Source organism: Streptomyces sp. NPDC048297, from assembly GCF_043201585.1.
Lineage (GTDB): Bacteria > Actinomycetota > Actinomycetes > Streptomycetales > Streptomycetaceae > Streptomyces.
Genome location: NZ_JBICZA010000021.1, coordinates 1 through 22555 on the forward strand (window position 1 = coordinate 1; position 22555 = coordinate 22555).

The 22555-nt window shown below is 72.8% G+C and carries 19 protein-coding genes; 17 read left to right on the forward strand and 2 right to left on the reverse strand.

Translation table 11 applies throughout. From position 1 onward, the window contains the following. The first annotated feature begins 102 nt into the window (after positions 1–102). The 8 genes from ACGFYV_RS22980 to ACGFYV_RS23015 all read left to right on the forward strand — a co-directional run bounded on the left by ACGFYV_RS22980 (position 103) and on the right by ACGFYV_RS23015 (position 8343). Positions 103–1014, forward strand: a complete 912-nt coding sequence (locus ACGFYV_RS22980) for an SDR family oxidoreductase (RefSeq protein WP_393880296.1) — start codon at positions 103–105, stop codon at positions 1012–1014. A gap of 1143 nt (positions 1015–2157) precedes the next feature. After that, positions 2158–2940 (forward strand): 2-keto-4-pentenoate hydratase, encoded by a 783-nt coding sequence (locus ACGFYV_RS22985; RefSeq protein WP_393880297.1) that lies wholly within the window; start codon positions 2158–2160, stop codon positions 2938–2940. A 14-nt stretch (positions 2941–2954) separates the two neighbouring features. Continuing rightward, positions 2955–3875 (forward strand): acetaldehyde dehydrogenase (acetylating), encoded by a 921-nt coding sequence (locus ACGFYV_RS22990; protein WP_393880298.1) that lies wholly within the window; start codon positions 2955–2957, stop codon positions 3873–3875. Between the two features lie 13 nt (positions 3876–3888). Beyond that, positions 3889–4920 (forward strand): 4-hydroxy-2-oxovalerate aldolase, encoded by a 1032-nt coding sequence (dmpG, locus tag ACGFYV_RS22995; RefSeq protein WP_393880299.1) that lies wholly within the window; start codon positions 3889–3891, stop codon positions 4918–4920. A gap of 110 nt (positions 4921–5030) precedes the next feature. After that, positions 5031–6185 carry a Rieske 2Fe-2S domain-containing protein gene (locus tag ACGFYV_RS23000; RefSeq protein ID WP_393880300.1) on the forward strand — a complete coding sequence of 385 codons (1155 nt, stop codon included), beginning with the start codon at positions 5031–5033 and terminating at the stop codon, positions 6183–6185. A 1-nt stretch (position 6186) separates the two neighbouring features. Continuing rightward, positions 6187–6414, forward strand: coding sequence for a hypothetical protein (locus ACGFYV_RS23005; protein ID WP_393880301.1), 228 nt, complete (start codon positions 6187–6189; stop codon positions 6412–6414). A gap of 130 nt (positions 6415–6544) precedes the next feature. Continuing rightward, the gene (locus ACGFYV_RS23010; RefSeq protein ID WP_393880302.1) at positions 6545–7543 is read left to right on the forward strand and encodes a 2Fe-2S iron-sulfur cluster-binding protein; all 999 of its coding nucleotides are present in this window, start codon (positions 6545–6547) and stop codon (positions 7541–7543) included. A 26-nt stretch (positions 7544–7569) separates the two neighbouring features. Next, positions 7570–8343, forward strand: a complete 774-nt coding sequence (locus tag ACGFYV_RS23015; RefSeq protein ID WP_393880303.1) for an SDR family oxidoreductase — start codon at positions 7570–7572, stop codon at positions 8341–8343. Between the two features lie 161 nt (positions 8344–8504). Here the strand turns inward: ACGFYV_RS23015 and ACGFYV_RS23020 are convergent, their stop codons facing one another. Beyond that, complete coding sequence (locus tag ACGFYV_RS23020) at positions 8505–9386, reverse strand: IclR family transcriptional regulator (RefSeq protein WP_393880304.1); 882 nt, start codon at positions 9384–9386, stop codon at positions 8505–8507. A gap of 178 nt (positions 9387–9564) precedes the next feature. On the opposite strand from ACGFYV_RS23020, the gene hsaA (ACGFYV_RS23025) reads away from it, so the two are divergent. The 3 genes from hsaA (ACGFYV_RS23025) to ACGFYV_RS23035 all read left to right on the forward strand — a co-directional run bounded on the left by hsaA (ACGFYV_RS23025) (position 9565) and on the right by ACGFYV_RS23035 (position 14526). Further along, positions 9565–10737, forward strand: coding sequence for a 3-hydroxy-9,10-secoandrosta-1,3,5(10)-triene-9,17-dione monooxygenase oxygenase subunit (gene hsaA / locus ACGFYV_RS23025; protein WP_393880305.1), 1173 nt, complete (start codon positions 9565–9567; stop codon positions 10735–10737). A gap of 384 nt (positions 10738–11121) precedes the next feature. Beyond that, positions 11122–12747, forward strand: coding sequence for a FadD3 family acyl-CoA ligase (locus ACGFYV_RS23030; protein WP_393880306.1), 1626 nt, complete (start codon positions 11122–11124; stop codon positions 12745–12747). 222 nt (positions 12748–12969) lie between these two features. Then, on the forward strand, positions 12970–14526 hold the full coding sequence (locus ACGFYV_RS23035) for an FAD-dependent oxidoreductase (RefSeq protein WP_393880307.1): 1557 nt from the start codon (positions 12970–12972) through the stop codon (positions 14524–14526). A gap of 102 nt (positions 14527–14628) precedes the next feature. Here the strand turns inward: ACGFYV_RS23035 and ACGFYV_RS23040 are convergent, their stop codons facing one another. Continuing rightward, on the reverse strand, positions 14629–16083 hold the full coding sequence (locus ACGFYV_RS23040) for an FAD-dependent oxidoreductase (RefSeq protein WP_393880308.1): 1455 nt from the start codon (positions 16081–16083) through the stop codon (positions 14629–14631). A gap of 268 nt (positions 16084–16351) precedes the next feature. Here ACGFYV_RS23040 and hsaA (ACGFYV_RS23045) point away from each other — a divergent pair, with 268 nt between their 5' ends. The 6 genes from hsaA (ACGFYV_RS23045) to ACGFYV_RS23070 all read left to right on the forward strand — a co-directional run bounded on the left by hsaA (ACGFYV_RS23045) (position 16352) and on the right by ACGFYV_RS23070 (position 22522). Next, positions 16352–17518, forward strand: coding sequence for a 3-hydroxy-9,10-secoandrosta-1,3,5(10)-triene-9,17-dione monooxygenase oxygenase subunit (gene hsaA / locus ACGFYV_RS23045; protein ID WP_393880309.1), 1167 nt, complete (start codon positions 16352–16354; stop codon positions 17516–17518). Positions 17519–17531: 13 nt separating this feature from the next. Next, a complete protein-coding gene (gene hsaD, locus ACGFYV_RS23050; RefSeq protein WP_393880310.1) occupies positions 17532–18392 on the forward strand; it encodes a 4,5:9,10-diseco-3-hydroxy-5,9,17-trioxoandrosta-1(10),2-diene-4-oate hydrolase in 861 nt (286 codons plus the stop codon). A gap of 105 nt (positions 18393–18497) precedes the next feature. Next, positions 18498–19391 carry a VOC family protein gene (locus tag ACGFYV_RS23055; RefSeq protein ID WP_393880311.1) on the forward strand — a complete coding sequence of 298 codons (894 nt, stop codon included), beginning with the start codon at positions 18498–18500 and terminating at the stop codon, positions 19389–19391. Continuing rightward, a complete protein-coding gene (locus tag ACGFYV_RS23060; protein WP_393880312.1) occupies positions 19379–19873 on the forward strand; it encodes a flavin reductase family protein in 495 nt (164 codons plus the stop codon). Before ACGFYV_RS23055 ends, ACGFYV_RS23060 begins: the two co-directional genes overlap by 13 nt. Next, positions 19873–20742 (forward strand): MaoC/PaaZ C-terminal domain-containing protein, encoded by an 870-nt coding sequence (locus ACGFYV_RS23065; protein ID WP_393880313.1) that lies wholly within the window; start codon positions 19873–19875, stop codon positions 20740–20742. The genes ACGFYV_RS23060 and ACGFYV_RS23065 overlap by 1 nt, the downstream gene beginning before the upstream one ends. A gap of 100 nt (positions 20743–20842) precedes the next feature. Continuing rightward, a complete protein-coding gene (locus ACGFYV_RS23070; RefSeq protein ID WP_393880314.1) occupies positions 20843–22522 on the forward strand; it encodes an FAD-dependent oxidoreductase in 1680 nt (559 codons plus the stop codon). Positions 22523–22555: the final 33 nt, after the last annotated feature.

The window sequence follows — 22555 nt, forward strand, 5'->3', positions numbered from 1 at the left end:
CCGGAGGACCGGGCGGCCATTCCTTCCGAGCCATCTAGGGCAACCACCCATCAGCCACACCCGGTCCTCCCGGACCGCCTCACATTCTTAGGGACACCACCCATGACCGGACTGTGCACCGGACGCGTCGCCGTCGTCACCGGCGCGGGCCGCGGACTCGGCCGCGCCCACGCCCTCGCCTTCGCCGCCGAGGGGGCCAGCGTCGTCGTCAACGACCTCGGCGTCGGCCTCGACGGCACGGGCGCGGCGGTGGGACCGGCCCAGCAGGTCGTCGACGAGATCCGCGCGCTCGGCGGCGAGGCGGTGGCCCACGGCGGCGACATCGCCACCTCCGAGGGCGCCGCCTCGCTCGTCGCCACCGCCCTGGACGCCTTCGGCCGCCTCGACACCCTCGTCAACAACGCCGGGTTCCTGCGCGACCGCATGCTCGTCAACCTCGACGAGGACGACTGGGACGCCGTCATGCGCGTCCACCTGAAGGGCCACTTCCTGCCGCTCAAGCATGCCTGCGCGCACTGGCGCGCCGAGGCGAAGGCCGGGCGCACGCCCGAGGCCCGCGTGATCAACACCAGTTCCGGGGCGGGGCTGCTGGGCAGCGTCGGCCAGGGCAACTACTCCGCCGCCAAGGCCGGCATCGTCGGCCTGACCCTCGTGGCCGCCGCCGAGGCCGCCCGCTACGGCGTCCAGGTCAACGCCATCGCCCCGGCAGCCCGCACCCGGATGACCGAGCAGACCTTCGCCGACACCATGGCCGCCCCCGAGGACGGCGCCTTCGACGCCATGGCCCCGGAGAACGTCTCCCCGCTCGTCGTCTGGCTGGGGTCCGCCGCGAGCGCCGGGGTCACCGGGCGGGTCTTCGAGGCCGAGGCCGGCCGGATCACCGTCATGGAGGGCTGGCGGCCCGGCCCGACCGCCGACAGGGGTGCCCGCTGGACACCCGCGGAGGCGGGCGAGATGACACTGAAACTGCTCGCCGAGTCGGAGACCCCGCAGCCGGTGTACGGGGCGCGGTGAAGCGCTCTCCCGGCCGCCCGGCGCGGTGAAACCGCGTGCCCAGCGCGGGGAGGTACTGGGTCCGGAACCCTGCGCACGGTGCCGCCGTACCGGGCAGGCTCGCACGTCGGCATCGGGACCGTCCTCCTGCCGGTGACCGCCGACCCCGGCACGGTCGCCCAACCCGCGCCGGCGGCCCCGGAAGCTGACGTGCGGCTGCCGCGTCAGCCGGTTTACGGGGCGCGGTGACGTGCCCTCCCGGCTGCCCGGCGTGGTGAAGTTGCATGCCGAGCAGTGCAGGGAGGTCCTGGGGCCGGAGCCGTGTGCGCCCCCGGTGCCGCCGTACCGGGCGAGCCTGTACGCCGGCATGCTCGCCCAAGGTGCGCGAGCGGCTCCGAAAGCTGACGTGCGGCTTACCGCGCTGCCTCAACTGCCGTTCACTGGAGGCGAGTTCCATGCCGCGGCGCCTGCCGCCGCCGTCCCTGCCCACCGCAGGCACGGTGCGCCGAGCCACCCCCCGGGCCCCCGGCCCCCCGGGCCCCCGGCCCCCCGGCCCCCCGGGCTCCCGGGCCTCCGGCCCCCCGGCCCCCCGGGCTCCCGGGCCTCCGGCCCCCCGGCCCCCCGGGCTCCCGGGCCTCCGGCCCCCCGGCCCCCCGGGTCTCTGGCCCCCCGGGTCTCCGGCCCCCCGGCCCCCCGGGTCTCCGGGCCCCCGGGTCTCCGGGGTCTCCGGGCCCCCGGGTCTCCGGCCCCCCGGCCCCCCGAGCCCCCGGGGCTCCGGGTCCTCTGGTCCTCCGGGTCCTCTGGTCCTCCGGTCCTCTGGTCCTCCGGGCCCCCGGGGCTCCGGGTCCTCTGGTCCTCCGGGTCCTCTGGTCCTCCGGGGCCTCCGGGTCCCCGAGCCTCCGGGCCCCCGAGCCCCCAGGCACAGGCCCGGCCTTCCCGTGCCGCGAGCGCCGTGAAGGCCTCGTACTCGTGGCCTGACCAGCCGATTCGCGGATTTCTCGGCAGGCTCCCCAAAGGCCGAGCACTGCGCGCGATCGGAGGTGGACCTGCTCGGACAGCGGAGCGCCCCCGTGGCTTTCCCGGTCAGCGGGAAATCGCGCTCCCCGCCCCCGGCCCCTCCTGCTTAGCCTCCCGGAACAGCCCAACGCCCCGCAGAGGACCCCCATGCTCACGGACTTCCAGAGGCACCAGGCGGCTCAGATCCTGCGCCGCGCCGAGCTCGGCCGTACCCCGGTCGTCCCGCTGACCGAGACCTTCCCGGCGATCGGCACCGAGGACGCGTACGAGATCCAGCTGCTCAACATCCGGCAGCGGACCGACGCCGGGGCCGAGGTGCGCGGCCACAAGGTCGGTCTGTCCTCCCCGGTCATGCAGCAGATGATGGGCGTGGACGAGCCGGACTACGGCCACCTGCTCGACGACATGGAACTGAGCGCCGACCGCCCGGTGCCCGCCGCCCGCTACTGCTACCCGCGCATCGAGGTCGAGGTCGGCTTCGTCCTCGGCGACGACCTGCCGGGTGCGGGCTGCACGCCGGCGGACGTCCTCGCCGCCACCGAACGCGTCGTCCCCGCACTGGAGTTGATCGACAGCAGGATCCGCGACTGGCGGATCTCGATCGCCGACACCATCGCGGACAACGCGTCCTCCGCCGGATACGTCATCGGCGAGGGCCGGGACGTGCGCGGGCTGGACCTGAAGGCGATCGACGCGCGGCTGACCAGCGGCGGCGAACTGCTGGCCGAGGGCCGCAGCGACGCCGTGCTCGGCGACCCGGCCGTCTCCGTCGCCTGGCTCGCCCGGACCGTGGCCCGCTTCGGCGTGCCCCTGAAGAAGGGGCACGTGGTGCTGCCCGGCTCCTGCACCCGGGCCGTCGACGTGGCGGCGGGAGCCACCTTCACCGCGGAGTTCACCGGGCTGGGCTCGGTCTCCCTCTCGTTCAGCTGAGGTGATTCAAGGAAATGACGCCCACCAAGACCAAGACCAAGGCGAGCGCCGCGATCGTCGGATCCGGCAACATAGGCACCGACCTGCTGTACAAGCTGCGGCGCTCCGAACTCGTGGAACCACGCTGGATGATCGGCGTCGACCCCGACAGCGAGGGCCTCGCCCGTGCCCGCGCGGCCGGTCTGGAGGCGAGCCACGAGGGTGTCGAGTGGCTGCTCGGCCAGGACGAACTCCCCGACATCGTCTTCGAGGCCACCTCCGCCTACGTCCACCGGGCCAACGCCCCGCGCTACGCGGAACTCGGCATCAAGGCAGTGGACTTGACCCCGGCCGCCGTCGGCCCCGCCGTCGTGCCGCCCGCCAACCTGCGCGAGCACCTCGACAAGCCCAACGTCAACATGATCACCTGCGGCGGGCAGGCCACCATCCCCATGGTGTACGCCGTCTCCCGCGTCGTCCCGGTGGCCTACGCGGAGATCGTCGCCTCGGTGGCCTCCGTCTCCGCGGGACCCGGAACCCGCGCGAACATCGACGAGTTCACCCGCACCACCTCCCGCGGCATCGAGACCATCGGCGGCGCCGCACGCGGCAAGGCGATCATCATCCTCAACCCCGCCGACCCGCCCGTCATCATGCGCGACACCGTCTTCTGCGCCATCCCCGAGGACGCCGACCGCGCCGCGATCACCCAGTCCGTCAAGGAGGTCGCCGAGCAGGTCGCCACGTACGTGCCCGGCTACCGGCTGCGCAGCGAGCCGCAGTACGACGAACCGCGCCCCGAGAACGGCGGCATGGCACGCGTCGCGATCTTCCTGGAGGTCGAGGGCGCGGGCGACTACCTGCCGCCGTACGCCGGAAACCTCGACATCATGACCGCCGCCGCCACCAAGGTCGGTGAGGAGTTCGCCAAGGCGCTCCTCGCCCCGGGCGCGTAAGGAGCCGCTTGCCATGCCCAACACCGCGTACTCGGAAACTCTCGACATCCGCATCACCGACTCCTCGCTGCGCGACGGCTCGCACGCCACCCGGCACCAGTTCACGGCCGAGGACGTACGCTCCGTCGTCGCGGCCCTGGACGACGCCGGCGTGCCGGTGATCGAGGTGACGCACGGCGACGGCCTCGGCGGCTCGTCGTTCAACTACGGCTTCTCGAAGACCCCCGAGCAGGACCTGATCACGATCGCGGTGGAGACCGCGCGCCAGGCGAAGATCGCGTTCCTGATGCTGCCCGGCCTGGGTGTGAAGGACGACATCCGGCAGGCGCGGGACAACGGCGCGAGCGTGTGCCGCATCGCCACGCACTGCACCGAGGCCGACATCGCCGTCCAGCACTTCGGACTCGCCCGCGAGATGGGCCTGGAGACCGTGGGCTTCCTGATGATGGCCCACTCGACGACCCCCGAGAAGCTCGCCGCGCAGGGCCGCGTCATGGCCGACGCGGGCTGCCAGTGCGTGTACGTCGTCGACTCGGCAGGCGCCATGGTCATGGACGACGTCACCGACCGCGTCCAGGCCCTGGTCGCCGAACTCGGCGGCGACGCCCAGGTCGGCTTCCACGGGCACGAGAACCTCGCCCTCGGGACAGGGAACTCCATCGCCGCCATCAAGGCGGGCGCCCTGCAGATCGACGGCTCCACCCGCCGCCTCGGCGCGGGCGCCGGCAACACCGCCGTCGAGGCGCTGGTCGCCGTCTGCGCCAAGATGGGCATCCGCACCGGCATCGACGTCCTGAAGATCATCGACGCGGCGGAGGACGTGGTCCGCCCGGTGATGGAGGACGAGTGCCGACTCGACCGGCTCGCCCTGCTCATGGGGCATGCCGGCGTCTACTCCAGCTTCCTGAAGCACGCCTACCGGCAGGCCGAGCGCTACGGCGTCTCCGGCGCCGAGATCCTGCTGCGCGCGGGCGAACGCCGCCTGGTCGGCGGTCAGGAGGACCAACTCATCGACATCGCCGTGGAACTCGCCGCCCAGCGGTGAGCCGTATCCCCCACGCCGTATCCCCCACGCCGTATCCCCCACGCCGTATCTCCCACGTCGTATCCCTCACGTCGTATCCCTCACAGAGCCGCACTGCACAGGAGGAACAGATGACCGCACTCAATGAAGAGGTCCGGGTCATCGAGGCGGGCAAGCCGCCGGCGCGCTTCGCCCGGGGCTGGCACTGCCTGGGGCTGGCCGACACCTTCAAGGACGGACAGCCGCACGAGATCGAGGCCTTCGGCACCAAGCTGGTGGTCTTCCAGGGCGAGGACGACGGGCAGTTGCACGTCCTGAACGCCTACTGCCCGCACATGGGCGGCAACCTCGCCCACGGCAGCGTCAAGGGCGACAGCGTCGCCTGCCCGTTCCACGACTGGCGCTGGGCCGGCAACGGCCGCTGCTCCGGCATCCCCTACGCGCGCCGCGTCCCCCCGCGGGCCCGCACCCGTGCCTGGACCACCCTGGAGGAGAACGGGCAGCTGTTCGTCTGGCACGACCCGCAGGGCAACCCCCCGCCGGCGGACGTCACCATCCCGCGGATCGAGGGCGCCCACAGCGACGAGTGGAGCGACTGGACCTGGAAGACCCTGCGCGTCGAGGGCTCCAACTGCCGCGAGATCGTCGACAACGTCGTGGACATGGCGCACTTCTACTACGTCCACTACTCCTTCCCGACGTACTTCAAGAACGTCTTCGAGGGACACGTCGCCACCCAGTACATGCACAGCGACCCGCGTCCGGACATGAACCTGGGCACCCTCAGCAGCCCGCTGCGCTCCGACGCCTCGTACTACGGCCCCTCGTACATGATCGACTACCTCTACTCGCCGGTCGCCGAGGGCGTCGAGATGGAGATGGTGCTGATCAACTGCCATTACCCGATCGACGAGAACAGCTTCGTGCTCCAGTACGGGGCGATCGTCAAGAAGCTGCCCGGCATGTCGGACGAGGCGGCGGCGGAGGCCGCCCGCCTCACCGCCGAGGGCCTGGAGACCGGCTTCGAGCAGGACGTGGAGATCTGGAAGAACAAGACCCGGATCGACAACCCCCTGCTGACCGAGGAGGACGGTCCGGTCTACCAACTGCGGCGCTGGTACGAGCAGTTCTACGTGGACGCCGAGGACGTCAAGGACGAGATGACACGCCGGTTCGAGTTCGAGCTCGACACCAGCCGGGCCAACGAGTCCTGGAAGGCCGAGGTCGCGCAGAACCTCGAACGCCTGAAGGCCGAGCGGTCGGCGGCGACGGAGACCGGAGCCTGACATGCAGCCGGTGGAGTGCGCGACCTGCGGCAACCAGGTCCTGTGCGAGAAGTTCAGCATGGCCCACACGTCCGTGCAGTGGACCGCGGAAGCGGTCGTCGTCTGCGCGGAGTTCCGCGACCGGGTGCCCCAGGGCGGCAACACCGCCCGCATCCGGACCTGCCAGGGGCTCCGCGACAGCATCGACCTCGCGGTCGAGGAGGGCAGGCTGGAGGTCTCCGATGCCTGAGCCGACGTCCGGGCCGACGCCAGGGGCCACGTCAGGGCCGAGGTCCGGGCCGGCGTCAGGGTCCACGTCCGGGTCGACGTCCGGGCCGACGCCAGGGTCGTCGCGTACTCGCCGGCTGCGCGTCACCGAGGTGATCGCGGAGACGGCCGACGCGCACTCCCTGGTGCTCCAGGCACCGGAGGGGAGCACGGACCGTTTCGACTACCGCCCCGGGCAGTTCCTCACCCTGAAACTGCCCGGGACGGACGGGAGCGCGGTCGCCCGCTGCTACTCGCTGGCCAGCTCACCGCACACCGGCGAGCCGATGAAGGTCACCGTCAAGCGGGTGGCCGGCGGATACGGCTCCAACTGGGTGTGCGACCACCTCGCGGCCGGGGACGAGGTGGAGGTGCTGCCCCCGGCGGGCACCTTCACCCCGCAGTCCCTCGACCGCGACCTGCTGCTCGTCGCGGGCGGCAGCGGCATCACCCCCGTGCTGTCGATCGCGAAGTCGGCCCTGGTGACGGGGCAGGGCCGGCTCGTACTCCTCTACGCCAACCGCGACGAGGCCTCGGTCATCTTCCGTGACGAACTGCGGGCGCTGGCCCAGGACTTCCCGGACCGGCTGGTGGTGATCCACTGGCTGGAGTCGCTCCAGGGCCTGCCCCTCGCGGACCGGCTGACCGCCGCGTTCGCGCCGTACGCCGCCGGCCGGGAGGCCTTCCTCTGCGGCCCGCAGCCGATGATGGACGCGGCCGAGCAGGCGCTGCGCGCGCTCGGCGCACCGGGCGACCGGATCCACCGCGAGCGGTTCTTCTCCCTCGGCGCGGACGTCTTCGACGCACCGCCCGCCGTGGAGACGGCGGACGGGGAGGACGGCAGCACGGCCCGGGTGGAACTCGACGGCGAGACCCACACGGTCCGCTGGCCGTCGCGGACACCCCTGCTCGACGTCCTCCTGGCCGCGGGCGTGGACGCCCCGTACTCCTGCCGGGAGGGCGCCTGCAGCGCCTGCACCTGCCGGGTCGTGACCGGCGAGGTGAAGATGCTCCGCAACGACGTCCTGGACGAACAGGACGTCGCCGAGGGCTACGTCCTGGCCTGCCAGTCCGTGCCCCTCACGGACCAGGTCGAGATCACCTACTCCTGACCACCCCGTCACCGAAGGACCCGACCATGTCCCGTACGTACCTGATCACCGGAGCGGCCTCCGGCATCGGAAAGGCCACCGCCGACTCCCTGCGCGCGCGGGGACACACCGTCATCGGGGCCGACCTCAAGGACAGCGACATCTGCGCCGACCTGGCCACCGCCGAAGGCCGGGCCGAACTCGCCACACGCGCCCGTGAGATCACCGGCGGCCGCCTCGACGCCGTCGTCGCCTGCGCGGGCATCGCCCACCCCGACCCCCTGACCGTCAGGGTCAACTACTTCGGCGCCGTCGCCACGCTGGAGGGCCTGCGCCCGCTGCTGGCCGCCGGAACCGACCCGCGCGCCCTGGTCATCGGCTCGATCGACGCCGTGCACCCGACCGACCCCGCGATCGTGGCCGCCGCGCTCGCGGGCGACGAGGAGGCGGCGGTGGCCGCCTCCCGGGTCGTCGTCGAGCGGGGCGAGGGGCACCTCGTCTACTCGTCCTCCAAGGCGGCGGTCTCCCGCTGGGTCCGCCGCGCGGCGATCACCGACGCCTGGGCCGGGGCCGGCATCCCGCTCAACGCCGTGGGCCCCGGCGTCATCCTGACGCCCATGACCCTGCCCCTGCTCGACGACCCCGAGATGCGCGCGCTCGTCGAACAGGCCGTGCCGATGCCGCTGCACGGGCACGCCCGCCCCGAGCAGCTCGCCCCGCTGGTCGCGTGGCTGACCTCGCCCGAGAACACCCATGTCACCGGCCAGGTCGTCTTCGCCGACGGCGGCGCGGACGCCGTCCTGCGCGGCGACCGCATCTGACGACTCCGGCATAACCGTATCTGACCACCCCGGCACAACCGCATCTGACCACCCCAGCACACCTGCACCGGCGTGTGAGCGCGTCCCCTCCCGGGGCGCGCTCGCACGCCGCTACCGCGTTCCCCGGGGCTCCTCACATCTACTGGTTCACAGCTACCGCTTCACATCCACTGGCTGAAGCGCAGCCAGGACACCATGTTGTCCATCACCGGCTGCGGCACTCCGGGCGCGGGCACCGCCGGGGCCGTCTGCGTCCTGGTGGCGGGCGCCTTCGTGTGCCGTCCGGGGCCGAACATCGACTGCCACACCGACCGCGTACAGGCGAGCACGGCGGGCGCGATCCGCTCCAGCTCCCGGTGGGTGCCGTTGCCGCACACCGAGATCGAGGCGACGGCCCGGCCCGCGCCGCGCAGCGGGGCGGCCACACAGGACACCCCCCGGTACACCTCCTCGCGGTCGAAGGCGACTCCGCGCTCCCGCACCATCGCCAGCTCACCACGGAGCGACTCGGGATGCGTGATGGTGCGCGGCGTACGCGGGCGCAGCCCGTGCCGGATCACCTGCTCCACCACCGAGGTGTCGCTGAACGCCAGGATCGCCTTGCCCGCCGCCGTGCAGTGCGCCGGCTGCCGCCCGCCCACCCGGGACGGCACCCCGGAGTCGTCCGCCCCGCCGATCCGCTCCAGGTAGACCACCTCGGCGCCGTCGAGCACCGTGAGGTGCACCAGGTGACCGGTGGACTCGTGCAGCGCGTACAGATGGGGCAGCGCAGCCCGCCGCAGCCGGTTGTGGTGCGCGGCCAGCGCCCCCAGCTCCAGCATGCCCATGCCCAGCCGGTAGTCGCGGCCCTCGCGCTCCAGCCAGCGCAGCTGCACCAGCTGGTCCAGGATGCGATGCGCTGAGGAACGGGCGAGCCCCGAGCGCTCCACGACCTCGGTCAGGGTGAGCCGGGGCTGGGCGCTCTGGAACGCGACCAGCACCTTCGCCGCCTTCTCCAGAAGGGACAGCGGCGGGTACCCGGCCTCGACAGTCTGCGTCGTCACGGCGCCTCACCTCCTACTCGGACAGCCGACGAACCCCGGGCCGCGGCCGTACATCCGGTGTTGCCGGGAGGTTGCCAGCGGATCCCGTCTGCTGGGAAGAGGTATTCCTTTTCGAAACAGTAACGCGTAGGTTCCGATGCGTCACCCACGACGACCCCAGCACCTGAGAGGGATGCGCATGCGTGACGACGACGTGCTCGCGGCGGTCCGCGACCTCGCACCCGCCCTGCGCGAGCGTGCGGCCGAGACCGAGGAGCTGCGCCGCCTGCCCGACGGCACGGTGAAGGAACTCGCCGAGAGCGGCTTCTTCCGGCTGCTGCAGCCCCGGGCGTTCGGCGGCCTCGCCGCCGATCCGGCCGTCTTCTACACGGCCCTCACGGAGATTGCCACGGCCTGCGGCTCCACCGGCTGGGTCGCCTCGGTGATGGGCGTCCACCCCTGGCACGTGGCGCTGTTCGACCCGCGCGCGCAGCAGGAGGTGTGGGGCGAGCATCCCGGTGCCCGTATCGCCTCCTCCTACGCGCCGACCGGACAGGTCACCTCCGTGGCCGGCGGCTTCCGGCTCTCCGGCCGCTGGCGTTTCTCCGCCGGCTGCGACCACGCCGGGTGGGCCCTGCTCGGCGGCCTCGTCACGGACGGCGAGGGCCGGCCCGTGGACATGGTGACCTTCCTCGTGCCCCGCCGCGACTACCGCGTCGACGACGTGTGGGACACCGTCGGCCTGCGCGGCACCGGCAGCAACGACATCGTCGTCGACGACGCCTTCGTCCCCGGGTACCGCACCCTCGGCTACGGCCCCATGGCCGCGCTGGAGTGTCCCGGCCACGCGGCCAACACCGAGCCGCTCTACCGGATGCCGTACGCCGCGGTGTTCACCACCGCCATCTCGACCGCCGTCGTCGCCGTCGCCGAGGGCGGCTACGCGTCGTACGTCGGGACCACCCGCGAGCGGTTCCGCGTCTCCTACGGGCAGAAGGCCGCCGAGGACCCCTTCGCCCAGGTGCGCATCGCCCGCGCCGCCAGTGACATCGACGCCGGCCGGCTCCAGCTGGCGCGCAACATCGAGGACCTGTTCGCCGTGGCCCGGCGGGGCGGGGAGATCCCCATGTCCCTGCGGGCACGGACGCGCCGGGACCAGGTGCTCGCCACCGAGCGCGCGATCAACGCCGTGGACCTGCTGATGGAGAACGCCGGCGGCAGCCCGATGCGCAGGGACGGCAGCAGCGTCCTGCAGCGCGCCTGGCGGGACGTGCACGCCGGCCGCGGTCAGGCCGCCAACGACGTGGAACGAGCCCTGGTCCTCTTCGGCAAGGACGCGCTCGGCATCGACATCCAGGACCCCATGCTGTGACCGCTCGCCGACGACGGTGAGACCTCGCTCCGCGCGGTGGGCGAATGGACCGGGTGGGCGAATGGACCGGGTGGTGGGTGGTGGGTGGCAGGTGGCAGGTGACGGGTGGGGCTGCGGGTGAGGGACCTGCGGCGCCCGCGCATCCCTCCCGCCGTCCCGTCCCGGGCACAGCGCGCCGCCCACCCGGCGCCGCCCACTCCGCGCTCCACACCCGGCGCCGCCCACTCCGCGCCCCACACCTGGCGCCGCCCGCTCCGCGCCCCACACCCGGCGCCGCCCACCCAGCCACCCTCGATCGCACAGCCCCCGGATCCCGCACTCACCTCTGCTCAATCAGCCACCCCTGCTCGATCAGCCACCTCCGACCTAGGAGCGGACAGACCCATGACCACCGTGTTCAACGGCCAGGCGGGTGCGCAGGCCCAGGCCCCCGCCCCCGCCAGCCTCGCGCAACTCGCCGACTTCGCCGCGCAGGCGTACGGCCCGCAGGAGGCGCTCGTCGACGGTGAGGTCCGCTGGACCTTCTCCCGGCTGCGCGACGAGGTCCACGCTGCCGCGCGCGCCGCCCTCGCGCAGGGTGTGGGCCCCGGCGACCGGGTGGCCGTATGGGCGCCCAACACCCGGTACTGGATCGCCGCCGTGCTCGGCGCGGTGTCCGTCGGAGCCGTCCTCGTGCCGCTCAACACCCGGTACAAGGCGGCCGAGGCAGCCGACCTCATCCGGCGCAGCGGCGCCCGGCTGCTGTTCACCGAGCGCGGCTTCCTCGGCATCGACTACGTGGAGATGCTCCGCGACTCGGGCGAGGACCTCGGCAAGCTGACCGGCACCGTGGTGCTGCGCGGCGAGGCCGCGGAGGGGACGCTGAGCTGGGCGGACTACCTGGAGGCCGGCGAGGGTGTGCCGGATTCCGAACGGGCCGCCCGTGCCGCCGCCGTCCGCCCCGGCGACCTCGCCGACATCCTCTTCACCTCCGGCACCACCGGGCGCTCCAAGGGCGTGATGACCACACACGACCAGACCCTGCGCGTCTTTCGGGAGTGGTCCCGCGTGGTCACCCTGCGCTCCGGGGACCGCTATCTGCTGGTCAACCCGTTCTTCCACGTCTTCGGCTACAAGGCCGGCGTCGTCGCCTGCCTGCTGCGGGGCGTCACGATGATCCCCGAGCAGGTCTTCGACCTGGAGCGGATCCTGCCCCTGCTGGCGAAGGAACGGGTGAGCGTGCTGATGGCCACGCCCACCGTCTTCCACAGCCTGCTGGACCACCCGCGGCGCGGCGAGTACGACCTCTCGGGGCTGCGCCTCGCCGGCGCGGGCGGCAGCGGTGTCGACACGAGGATGATCGAACGGCTCCGCGAGGAGATGGGCATAGCCGACGTGTTCAACGCCTACGGCCTCACCGAGTCGACCGGCGTGGCCTCCATCTGCCCGCCCGACGCGGACGCCGAGTCGGTGGCGACCACCGCCGGTCCGGCGCTGCCCGGCACCGAGATCCGGGTCGCGGGACCCGACGGCGTACCGCTGCCGCCCGGCGAACGGGGCGAGGTGCTCGTGCGCGGCTACAACGTGATGCGCGGCTACCTCGACGATCCGGAGGCGACCGGGCGGACGATCGACGCGGACGGCTGGCTGCACACCGGGGACATCGGCGTGCTCGACGAGCGCGGCTACCTGTCCATCACCGACCGGCTCAAGGACATGTACATCGTCGGCGGCTTCAACGCCTATCCGGCGGAGGTGGAGCACGTCCTGCGCGGCCACGAGCAGATCGCCGACGTCGCGGTCGTCGGCGCCCCCGACGACCGCCTCGGCGAGGTCGGCGTCGCCTTCTACACCCCCGCGCCGGGAACGGACCCCGACCCGGCGGAGCTGACCTCCTGGGCCCGCGAACGCCTGGCCAACTTCAAGGTCCCGCGCCGCTTCCACGCCGTACCGGCGCTGCCGCGCAACGCCGGCGGAAAGATCCTCAAGGGAGAGCTGCGGCGCGCCGCCAGGGACGGGCGAACCCCCTGACGATCCCGGCCGGCGGCAGAGCGCGGCAGAGCGCGGCAGAGCACGGTGGAGAACCCTAGAGATCCGTTGAGATCCGTAGATCTCCGTCGAGATCCGTGACCGCGGCGGGGGATTCCCACTCATCGGGAGGCGGCGATGGCCGCCGTCCCCCCGCCGCGCGAATACTTCCAGCGCTCCTGACGGTGCATGACCCATCCGCACTCCACCACATCCGAGGTTGAGATGGCGAACACGCGAGACAGCTGGGACCAGACGTGCGACGTGCTGGTCGTGGGCTCGGGCGGCGGCGCACTCACCGGCGCGTACGGCGCGGCGGCCCGCGGCCTGGACACCCTGGTCATCGAGAAGACCCGGTACTTCGGCGGTACCACCGCCTACGCCGGCGCCGCCCTGTGGCTGCCCGGCAACCCCGCCCAGGAACGTGGCGGGCTCACGGACTCCGCCGACCTCGGCCGGGCCTACTTCCGCGCGGTGGTCGGCGACACCACCCCGCACGAACTGCAGGACGCCTACATCGACAACGCGGGGGAGACCGTCGCGTACCTCGAAGAGAGCCCGCATCTGCGCTTCGAGTACCGGCCGTTCCCCGACTACTACGCGGCGCCCGGCCGGTTCGACGCCGGTCGCGCCGTCTTCCCGGTGGACCTGCCCGCCCCCGACGAGGCGCACCCGCTGCTGGACGCGGTCCGTCCCCCGGCCTGGGCCGAGCGACTCCAACTGCCGGTGCCCGAAGGGCCGTTGACCGACGGCCGTGCGCTCATCGGCCGATTGCTCCTCGCCCTGGAGTCCACCGGGAACGCCCGCACCCAGCGCGACACCGCGCTGACCCGGCTGATCACCGAGGACGGCCGGGTGGTCGGCGCCGAGGCCGAGCACGAGGGCCGCGTCCTGCGGATCCGCGCCCGCCGTGGCGTCCTGCTCGCGGCCGGCGGCTTCGAGGCCAACGCCGAGCTGCGCCGCGAGTGGCAGGGCCTCGACGGCGCCGACTGGACGATGGGCGCGCCCGGCGGCAACACCGGTCAGGCGCTGCTCGCCGCCGTCGAGGCAGGAGCGGCCACCGCGCTGCTCGACCAGGCCTGGTGGTGCCCTTCGCTGCGCTTCCCGGACGGCTCGGCCGCCTTCACGCTCGGCCTGCACGGCGGCATCTTCGTCGACGGCACCGGCCGCCGGTTCGCCAACGAGTCGCTGCCGTACGACCAGATGGGCCGCCAGATGCTCGCCGCGAAGGCGGGCACCACCCCCGACTCGCCGGTCTGGTGGATCTTCGACGGCCGTTTCGGCGACGAACTCCCGGGCATCACCGTCGTCCCCGCCGACCGCGAGACCTTCACCGAGGCGGGCGCCTGGCACACCGCGGACTCCCTCGGCGGCCTCGCCGAACGCATCGGCGTCGACGCCACGGCGCTGGGCGAGACCGTGCGGACGTTCAACGGCTACGCGGCCGAGGGCACGGACGCCGACTTCCACCGCGGCGAGGACCCGTACGACCTCTTCTTCGCCCAGTCCGAGGGCCCCAACCCCTGCCTGGTGCCGATCGAGCAGGGCCCGTACCACGCCGTGCGGATCGTCCTCGGGGACCTGGGCACCAAGGGCGGCGTACGGATCGACACCAGGGCCCGGGTGCTGCGCGAGGACGGCACACCGATCCCCGGCCTCTACGCGGCGGGCAACACCAGCGCCTCGTCCTCCGGCCCCACCTACCCGGGCCCCGGCGCACCGATCGGCTCCGCCATGGTCTTCGGCCACCTCGCCGCCACCGACCTCGTCGGCCAGGACTGACGAACACCGAACACCGAACACCGAACACCGAACACCGAAGGCCCGGACCGCCCCCTCCCGCGCTCAGCGGTTCGGGGTGGTCCGGGCCTTTCGGACGCGCACTCAGCGGTTCCGTGCCGCCGCGCCGCCCGCTCTGCGGCCGTAGAAGCTGCCGTCGCCCAGGGAGATGCCGCTCGCGTAGCCCCAGGCGGCGATGCCCGCGGTGGCCCGGCCGGCCGCGTAGAGGCCGGGGACCGGGGCGCCGTCGACGTGCAGCACCTCGGCGTCCGCACTGGTGGTGAGGCCGCCGAGGGCGAAGCCCGAGGTCATGCCGCGCAGGTCCACCGCGCCCAGCGGGCCGCGCAGCGGGCGCACCCAGCGGGCGGCCTTGCGCAGCAGCGGGTCCCGGCCGTCCTCGGCGTGCCGGTTGTAGACGTCGAGCGTCGACTCCAGGGCACCGGGCGGCAGCCCCATCGCCGCCCCCAGCTCGGCCGCCGTCTCGCACACCCAGGCCGGGCGCATCCGCATGAACTCGGGTGCGGCGGAGACCCGTCCGGCCTCCTCGAACCCCTCCTCGTCGAGGACGAGGAACGCCTGGTTGTCCTGCTGGAAGAGGGCGGCGTGACCGAGCCGGCCGGGGTAGGTGTCCTCGTTGACGAAGCGCTGGCCGCGGCCGTTGACCAGGATGCCGCGGATCGAGTACTGCGGGTCCATGGGCAGGGCCACCTCGCAGGCGTCCATGTGCGCGACGCCCGCGCCGAGCGCCTGCGCCAGCTTGACCGCGATGCCGTCGTGCTCCTCGACGGCCGCGCCCGGCCGGCCCGACAGCAGCGGGGCGTGGGCCGCCAGCATCTCGTCGTTGTAGGTGAAGCTGCCGGTGGCGAGCACCACGCCGCGCCGGGCCCGCACGGTGACCCGCTCCCCGTAGCTGCGGGCGACGACCCCGCGGACCGTGCCGTCCCGTTCGACGACCAGCCGCTCGATCCGCATCCCGTAGTGGGCCTTGACACCGAGCCGTTCGGCGGTGTCCACCAAGGGCTTCATGAGCATGTATCCGCCGCCGCGCTCACCGGTGCGCTTGTTCTCCATCCGCGGCAGATGCCCGCGGGGCGCGGGCGCGGCGATCTCGTCGAACGGGGCCGCGTTCTCCCCGCCCGAGTACATCAGGCCCTCGTCACCTGCGGGTTCCCACGCGGGATCGCCGTAGAAGACCGGGTTGAACGGCACGCCGCACCCGACCAGCCAGTCGAAGTGCGCGACGCTGCCCTCGCAGTAGTCGGTGACCTTGGCCGCGTCGGCTCCCGGCCCCATCGCCGCCATCAGGAACGCGGCCATCGCCTCCGGCGAGTCCTCGAACCCGCAGGCGCGTTGCAGGGCGGTGCCGCCGCCCAGGTACACGAAGCCGCCGGCCAGGGCCGCCGCGCCGCCCCAGCCGCCGGCCCGCTCCAGTACGAGTACCTCGGCCCCGGCCCGCGCCGCCTCCACGGCTGCCGCGGCTCCGGCCACCCCGTATCCGGCGATCACCACGTCCGCGGTGAGGTCCCAGGTGCCGATGTCCGCCGCTGCGTACGGTCTCACTGCGTCGTCCCCTCTCCTCGCGCCGTCTCTCCCGCGTCTCTCGCGCGTCTCTTGCGTCGTCTCGCGCCTTCGCGCGTCTTGCCGCGGGAATGCCGGCAGGAGCGTAGGACCGCCGCGGCGCGGGCCACACGCCATGGCTCCCGGTGACCGGGAAAGCGGCGTGCCGCCGTCGCTTCCCGCTCAGTGGGAGCCACCTATGTCGTTCCGGAACACCGCGGCGTACGGTCCTGCCACTTCCGCCACCACGACCACCCGAAAGGGGATGTTCATGGCCGAAGACGTGCTGGCAGCGGTCCGTGACCTCGTTCCAGCCCTGCGCGAGCGCGCGGCCGAGGCCGAGACCCTGCGCCGTGTGCCCGAGACCTCCGTCAAGGAACTGGAGGACACCGGCTTCTTCCAACTTCTCCAGCCCAAGGCCTTCGGCGGCCGGGCGGCCGATCCGCTGGTCTTCTACACCGCCGTCAAGGAGATCGCCAAGGCGTGCGGTTCCACCGGCTGGGTCGCCTCCGTGGTCGGCGTCCACCCGTGGCACGTCGCCCTGTTCGACCCGCGGGCCCAGCAGGAGGTGTGGGGCGAGGACCCCAAGACCCGCATCGCCTCCTCCTACGCCCCGACCGGCAAGGTCACCGCCGTCGACGGCGGCTTCACGATCTCCGGCCGCTGGCACTTCTCCTCCGGCTGCGACCACGCCGGTTGGGTCCTGCTCGGCGCGCTCGTCACCGACGACGAGGGCCGCCCGGTGGACATGCGGACGTTCTTGATCCCGCGCTCCGAGTACCGCATCGACGAAGTGTGGGACACCGTCGGCCTGCGCGGCACCGGCAGCAACGACATCGTCGTCGAGGACGTCTTCGTCCCCGACCACCGTGCCCTGAGCTTCGGTCCCGTCACCGCCCTCGACGTGCCCGGACACCAGCTCAACCCCGAGCCGCTGTACCGGCTGCCGTACGCCGGCGTGTTCACCACCACCATCTCCAGCCCGATCGTCGGCATCGCCGAGGGCGCTCTGGAGTCCTCCATCGAGACGATCCGGCAGCGGTTCCGCGTCTCCTACGGGCAGAAGGTCGTCGAGGACCCCTTCGCCCAGGTCCGCATCGCCCGCGCCGCCAGCGACATCGACGCGAGCTGGCTCCAGCTGACCCGCAACATCGGCGCGATGTACGAACTCGCCGAGCGGGGCGAGGAGTTGCCGATGGCCCTGCGCACCCGCACCCGCCGGGACCAGGTCCTCGCCACCGAACGCGCGGTCGGCGCGCTCGATCTGCTGATGGAGAACGCGGGCGGCAACGCCATGCGCACCGGCCCGAACCCCGTCCAGCGCGCCTGGCGCGACGTCCACACGGGCCGCGGCCACGCCGCCAACGACCCGGAGCGGGCGCTGGTGATGTTCGGGCAGTGCGTGCTCGGTATGGACATCCAAGACTCCATGGCCTGAGAGGCGGCGCCAGATGACACAGCTCACCCACGCATCGACCTCCCGCACCGCGAAGGCGGCGGGGCTCACCCTGCACTACCACGAGGCGGGCCCCGCGGACGCCCCGGTCGTGATCATGCTGCACGGCGGCGGCCCCGGCGCCTCCGCCTGGTCCAACTTCGGCCGCAACCTGCCCGTGTTCGCGGAGCACTTCCGCACCCTGCTGGTGGACCAGCCCTGCTTCGGCCACTCGGACAAGCCGGAGCTCGACAGGGACTACTTCACCTACAGCGCGAACGCCGTCGCCGCCCTGATGGACGAACTCGGCATCGAGCGGGCCCACTTGCTCGGCAACTCGCTCGGCGGCGGCACCGCCGTCCGCCTGGCCCTGAACCACCCGGACAAGGCCGCCAAGCTGCTGCTGATGGGCCCCGGCGGGGTCTCCGTCAACCTGTTCGCGCCGGACCCGACCGAGGGCATCAAGCGGCTCTTCGAGTTCAACTCCGCGCCCGAGCCGACGAAGGAGCAACTGCGCGCCTTCCTCGGTGTGATGGCGTACGACCAGTCCATCGTCACCGACGAACTCGTCGAGGACCGCTGGGCGTCGGCCACCGACCCCGACAACCGCCTGGGCAGCGCCCGTATGGGGGCCTCCTTCGCCAACCCCGCCTGGGCCGCGGACACGATGCTCTGGCGCGAGGCGCACCGGATCACCCAGCCCGTGCTGCTCACCTGGGGCCGCGAGGACCGCGTCAACCCGCTCGACGGCGCGCTGGTCGCCCTCAAGACCATCCCGGACGCGCGTCTGCACGTCTTCCCGCACTGCGGCCACTGGGCCCAGACCGAGCAGGCGGACGAGTTCAACCGCCTCGCCCTGGACTTCTTCTCCCACTGACCACCCCGGCTCTCCCGCCGAGCAACCCGGTTCTCCCACCGGGCACCCCGGCCGGCCCGACCCCGTCGGACGGCCACCACCCCCTGACGAAAGAGGTGTTCCGCCATGGACATCCGTGCTCTCGGTTATCTGCGCCTGGAGACCACCAAGCTCGCCGAGTGGCGTACCTACACGCTCGACGTCCTCGGCATGGTGGAGGCCTCCGGCACCACCGAGGACACCCTCTGCCTGCGCATCGACGACCGCGCGTACCGCATCGTCGTCCAGGCGGGCTCCTCGGACCGGCTGCTGGCGGCCGGCTGGGAGGTGGCGAACGCCGCCGCGCTGGCGCGGGCCACCGAGGAGCTGGAGGCGGCCGGTGTCGCCGTCAAGCCGGCCGACGCCACCGAACTCGCCGAGCGCCGGGTGCAGGGCCTGATCCACGTCAGCGACCCGGCGGGCAACCCGCTGGAGATCTACTGGGGCCAGGCGATGGACCACGCCCCGCTCGGCACGCCGTACGGCAACCGGTTCGTCACCGGCGACCTCGGCCTCGGCCACGTCGTGCTGCCGGTGCCGGACATCGAGGCCGCGCTCGACTTCTACGAGAACCTGCTCGGCTTCCAGCTGCGCGACTCGATGAAGCTGCCCCCGCAGGCCGTCCCGACCGCCACCGAGCAGCGGGACTTCCACTGGATGCACTTCCTGAGCCCCAACGCCCGCCACCACAGCCTGGGCCTGTACCCCGGCGCGCTGCCCCCCGGCATCGTGCACTTCATGGTGGAGCTGGAGACCCTTGACGACGTCGGCCGGGGCCTGGACCGCATGAACGCCGCCGGCATCCCGATCGCCTCCAGCCTCGGCCGGCACACCAACGACCACATGGTCTCGTTCTACGCCCAGGCCCCGGGAGGCTTCCAGGTCGAGTACGGCTGGGACGGTCTGGTCGTCGACCCGGCGAAGTGGGTGGCCAAGGAGATCACCGCCGACAGCTTCTGGGGCCACCAGTGGAACGGCTGACCGGCCCCCGTATCGAAGCGGCCGACTTCCGGGACGTCCTCGGCCGCTTCGCCAGCGGCATCACGGTGGTCGCCGCTCTCGACGGGGGCGAACCGGTCGGGTTCGCCTGCCAGTCCTTCGCCTCGCTCTCGCTCGACCCGCCGCTGGTCATGCTCGCCGTCGGCAGGTCGTCGACGAGCTGGCCGCGGATCGAGCGGGCCGGCCGCTTCTCCGTCACCATCCTCGCCGAGGACCAGCGGGAGATCTGCGCGGCCCTGGGACGCAGCGGCCCGGAGAAGTTCACGGGAGTGCCCTGGAGCATCGGCGAGCACGGCACGGTCCGCATCGACGGCGCCCTGGCCGTCGTGGAGTGCGACCTGCACGCCGTGCACGAGGCCGGTGACCACTACATCGTCACCGGCCGGGTGGTCGGACTCGACGCCCGCGAGGACGGCCGCCCGCTGCTGTACTTCCGCAGCACCTACGCCGCGGGAGCCTTCTGATGCCGATCGACGTCGACAAGGCGACGTCCGCGCCGCCCGTCCGCGCCGACGCCTCCTGGGACGACCGCGACGTGCGCCTGTACCACCTGGCGCTCGGCGCGGGCGCCCGGGAGACCGACCCGGCCGAACTGCGGTACGTGTACGAGCGCCACGCGCAGGGGCTGCGGGTGCTGCCCACCTTCGGTGTGGTCGCCGGCGGCACCGGGGGAGTGGGCTTCCAGGTCTTCGACCAGCCAGGCGTGGACATCGACCTGGCCTCCGTGCTGCACGGAGGCCAGGAGATCACCGTGCACCGCCCGCTGCCGGCCGCCGCCCGGGGGACGACGCTCACCCGGGTCCCGGCCGTGTACGACAAGGGCAAGGCCGCCGTCATCGTCCAGGAGTCCACCCTCCTCGGCGAGGACGGCGAGCCGCTCATCACCCAGCGCAACCACATCTTCGTCCGCGGCGAGGGCGGCTTCGGCGGCGACCGCGGTCCCTCCGACCGCCTCCCCGCCCCGGACCGGGAGCCCGACCTGCTGCTGGAGATTCCCACGCTCCGTCAGCAGGCCCTGCTCTACCGGCTCACCGGGGACTTCAACCCGCTGCACGCCGACCCCGGCACCGCCCGCGCGGCCGGCTACGACCGCCCGATCCTGCACGGACTGTGCACCTTCGGCATCGCGGTCAAGGCCGTCACCGACCACCTGCTCGGCGGGGACGCCACCCGCGTCACACACCTGCGCACCCGTTTCTCGGGGGTGTTCTTCCCCGGCGAGACCCTGCGGCTGCGCATCTGGGACACCGGCGACGGCCATCAGCTGACGGCGACGTCCGCGGACCGCGACGACGCGCCGGTCCTCACCGACGTCCGCGTCACCGCCTCCTGAGCCCCGCCCGCTCCCCGAGCCCCGCCCGCTCCCCGAACCCGGCTCGCCCCCCGCGAGCCCCGCTGCCCCACCCCTCTACAGGAGAGGACCGTACAACCGCATGAGCACCGACTGGGACCACACGTACGACGTGGTGGTGGTCGGTTCCGGCGCCGCCGGGATGGCCGCGGCCATCACCGCCCGGCTGCGCGGACTGACCGCCCTCGTGGTGGAGAAGACCGACCGCTTCGGCGGCGCGACCGCACTGTCCGGCGGCGCGATCTGGGTGCCGAACAACTTCCACCTGGACGACGCCGGCCTCGGCGACACCCCCGAGAAGGCCCGCGCCTACCTCGACGCCACCGTCGGCGACCGGGTCCCCGCCGCCCGCAAGGACGCCTACGTCACACACGGGCCGCGGATGGTACGGGAGTTCCACGACCACACGTCCGTGACGTTCGTCTACACCCCCGGCTACTCCGACTACTACCCGGAGCGGCTCGGCGGCTACCCGCAGGGCCGGTCCGTCGAACCGCAGATCTTCGACTTCAACCAGCTCCCGCCCGAGCAGCGGGCGGCCATGCGCCGGGCCGGGCTGCCCACCTTCGGGCTCACCATCACCTCCAAGGACTTCCGCCAGCTCAACATGGTCGGACGCACCTGGGGCGGCAAGAAGACCTCGATGAGGGTCGGCGCCCGCGCGGTGGGCGCCCTGCTCACGCGGCGCAAGCTCCTCTCCCTCGGCGAGGCGCTGATCGCCCGGATGCGGCAGTCGCTGGACCGGCTCGGCGGCGAACTGTGGCTGTCCGCCCCGCTGACGGGCCTGGTCGAGGAGGACGGACGGGTCGCCGGGATCCGGATCACCAAGGACGGCCGGGACCTCGCCGTCCGCGCGACCGGCGGCGTGGTCATCGCCTCCGGAGGTTTCTCACGCAACCAGGAACTGCGGGAGAAGTACCTGCCGTCGCCGACCTCCACGGAGTGGACCAACACCCCCGAGGGCCAGACCGGCGACGCCCTGGAACCCGCCATCGAGCTCGGCGCCGGCCTCGACCTGATGGACCGGGTGTGGGGCGCGCCATCGGTGATCGCGCCCGACGGCAGGCCGTTCTTCCTCGTCGCCGACCGCGGCATCCCCGGCATGGTGATCGTCAACCAGGCGGGCGAGCGCTACGGCAACGAGGCCGCGCCGTACCACGAGTTCGTCGACGCGATGTACGCGGCCGACCGGCCCGACGCGTCCGCGGTGCCGTCCTGGCTGATCCTCGACGCCACCTCCAAGGCGCGCTACCTGTTCCTCGGCCTGTTCCCGGGGCAGCCGTTCCCCAAGGCGTGGCTGGAGAGCGGCTTCGTCAAGAAGGCCGCCACCTTCGAGGACCTCGCCCGGCAGACCGGTATGCCCGCGACAGGACTGCGCGCCACCCTCGACCGCTTCAACGGCTTCGCCCGCGTCGGCCACGACGAGGACTTCCGGCGCGGCGAGAGCGTCTACGACCGCTACTACGGCGACCCGACGCTGCCCAATCCCAACCTGGCGCCGCTCGACAAGGCCCCGTTCTACGCCGTCCCGGTCCACCCCGGCGACATCGGCACCAAGGGCGGCCTGGTCACCGACGACACCGCGCGGGTGCTGCGGGAGGACGGCACGGTGATCGAGGGCCTGTACGCCTCCGGCAACGTCTCCGCCGCGGTGATGGGCGAGACCTACCCGGGACCCGGCGCGACCATCGGCCCCGCCATGACCTTCAGCTGGCTCGCCGTCAACCACATCGCGGAGGGCGTGAACAGCGCACGCGCGTGAGACCCCGTCGTGCGAAGCGCCCGCCGCGCGGCG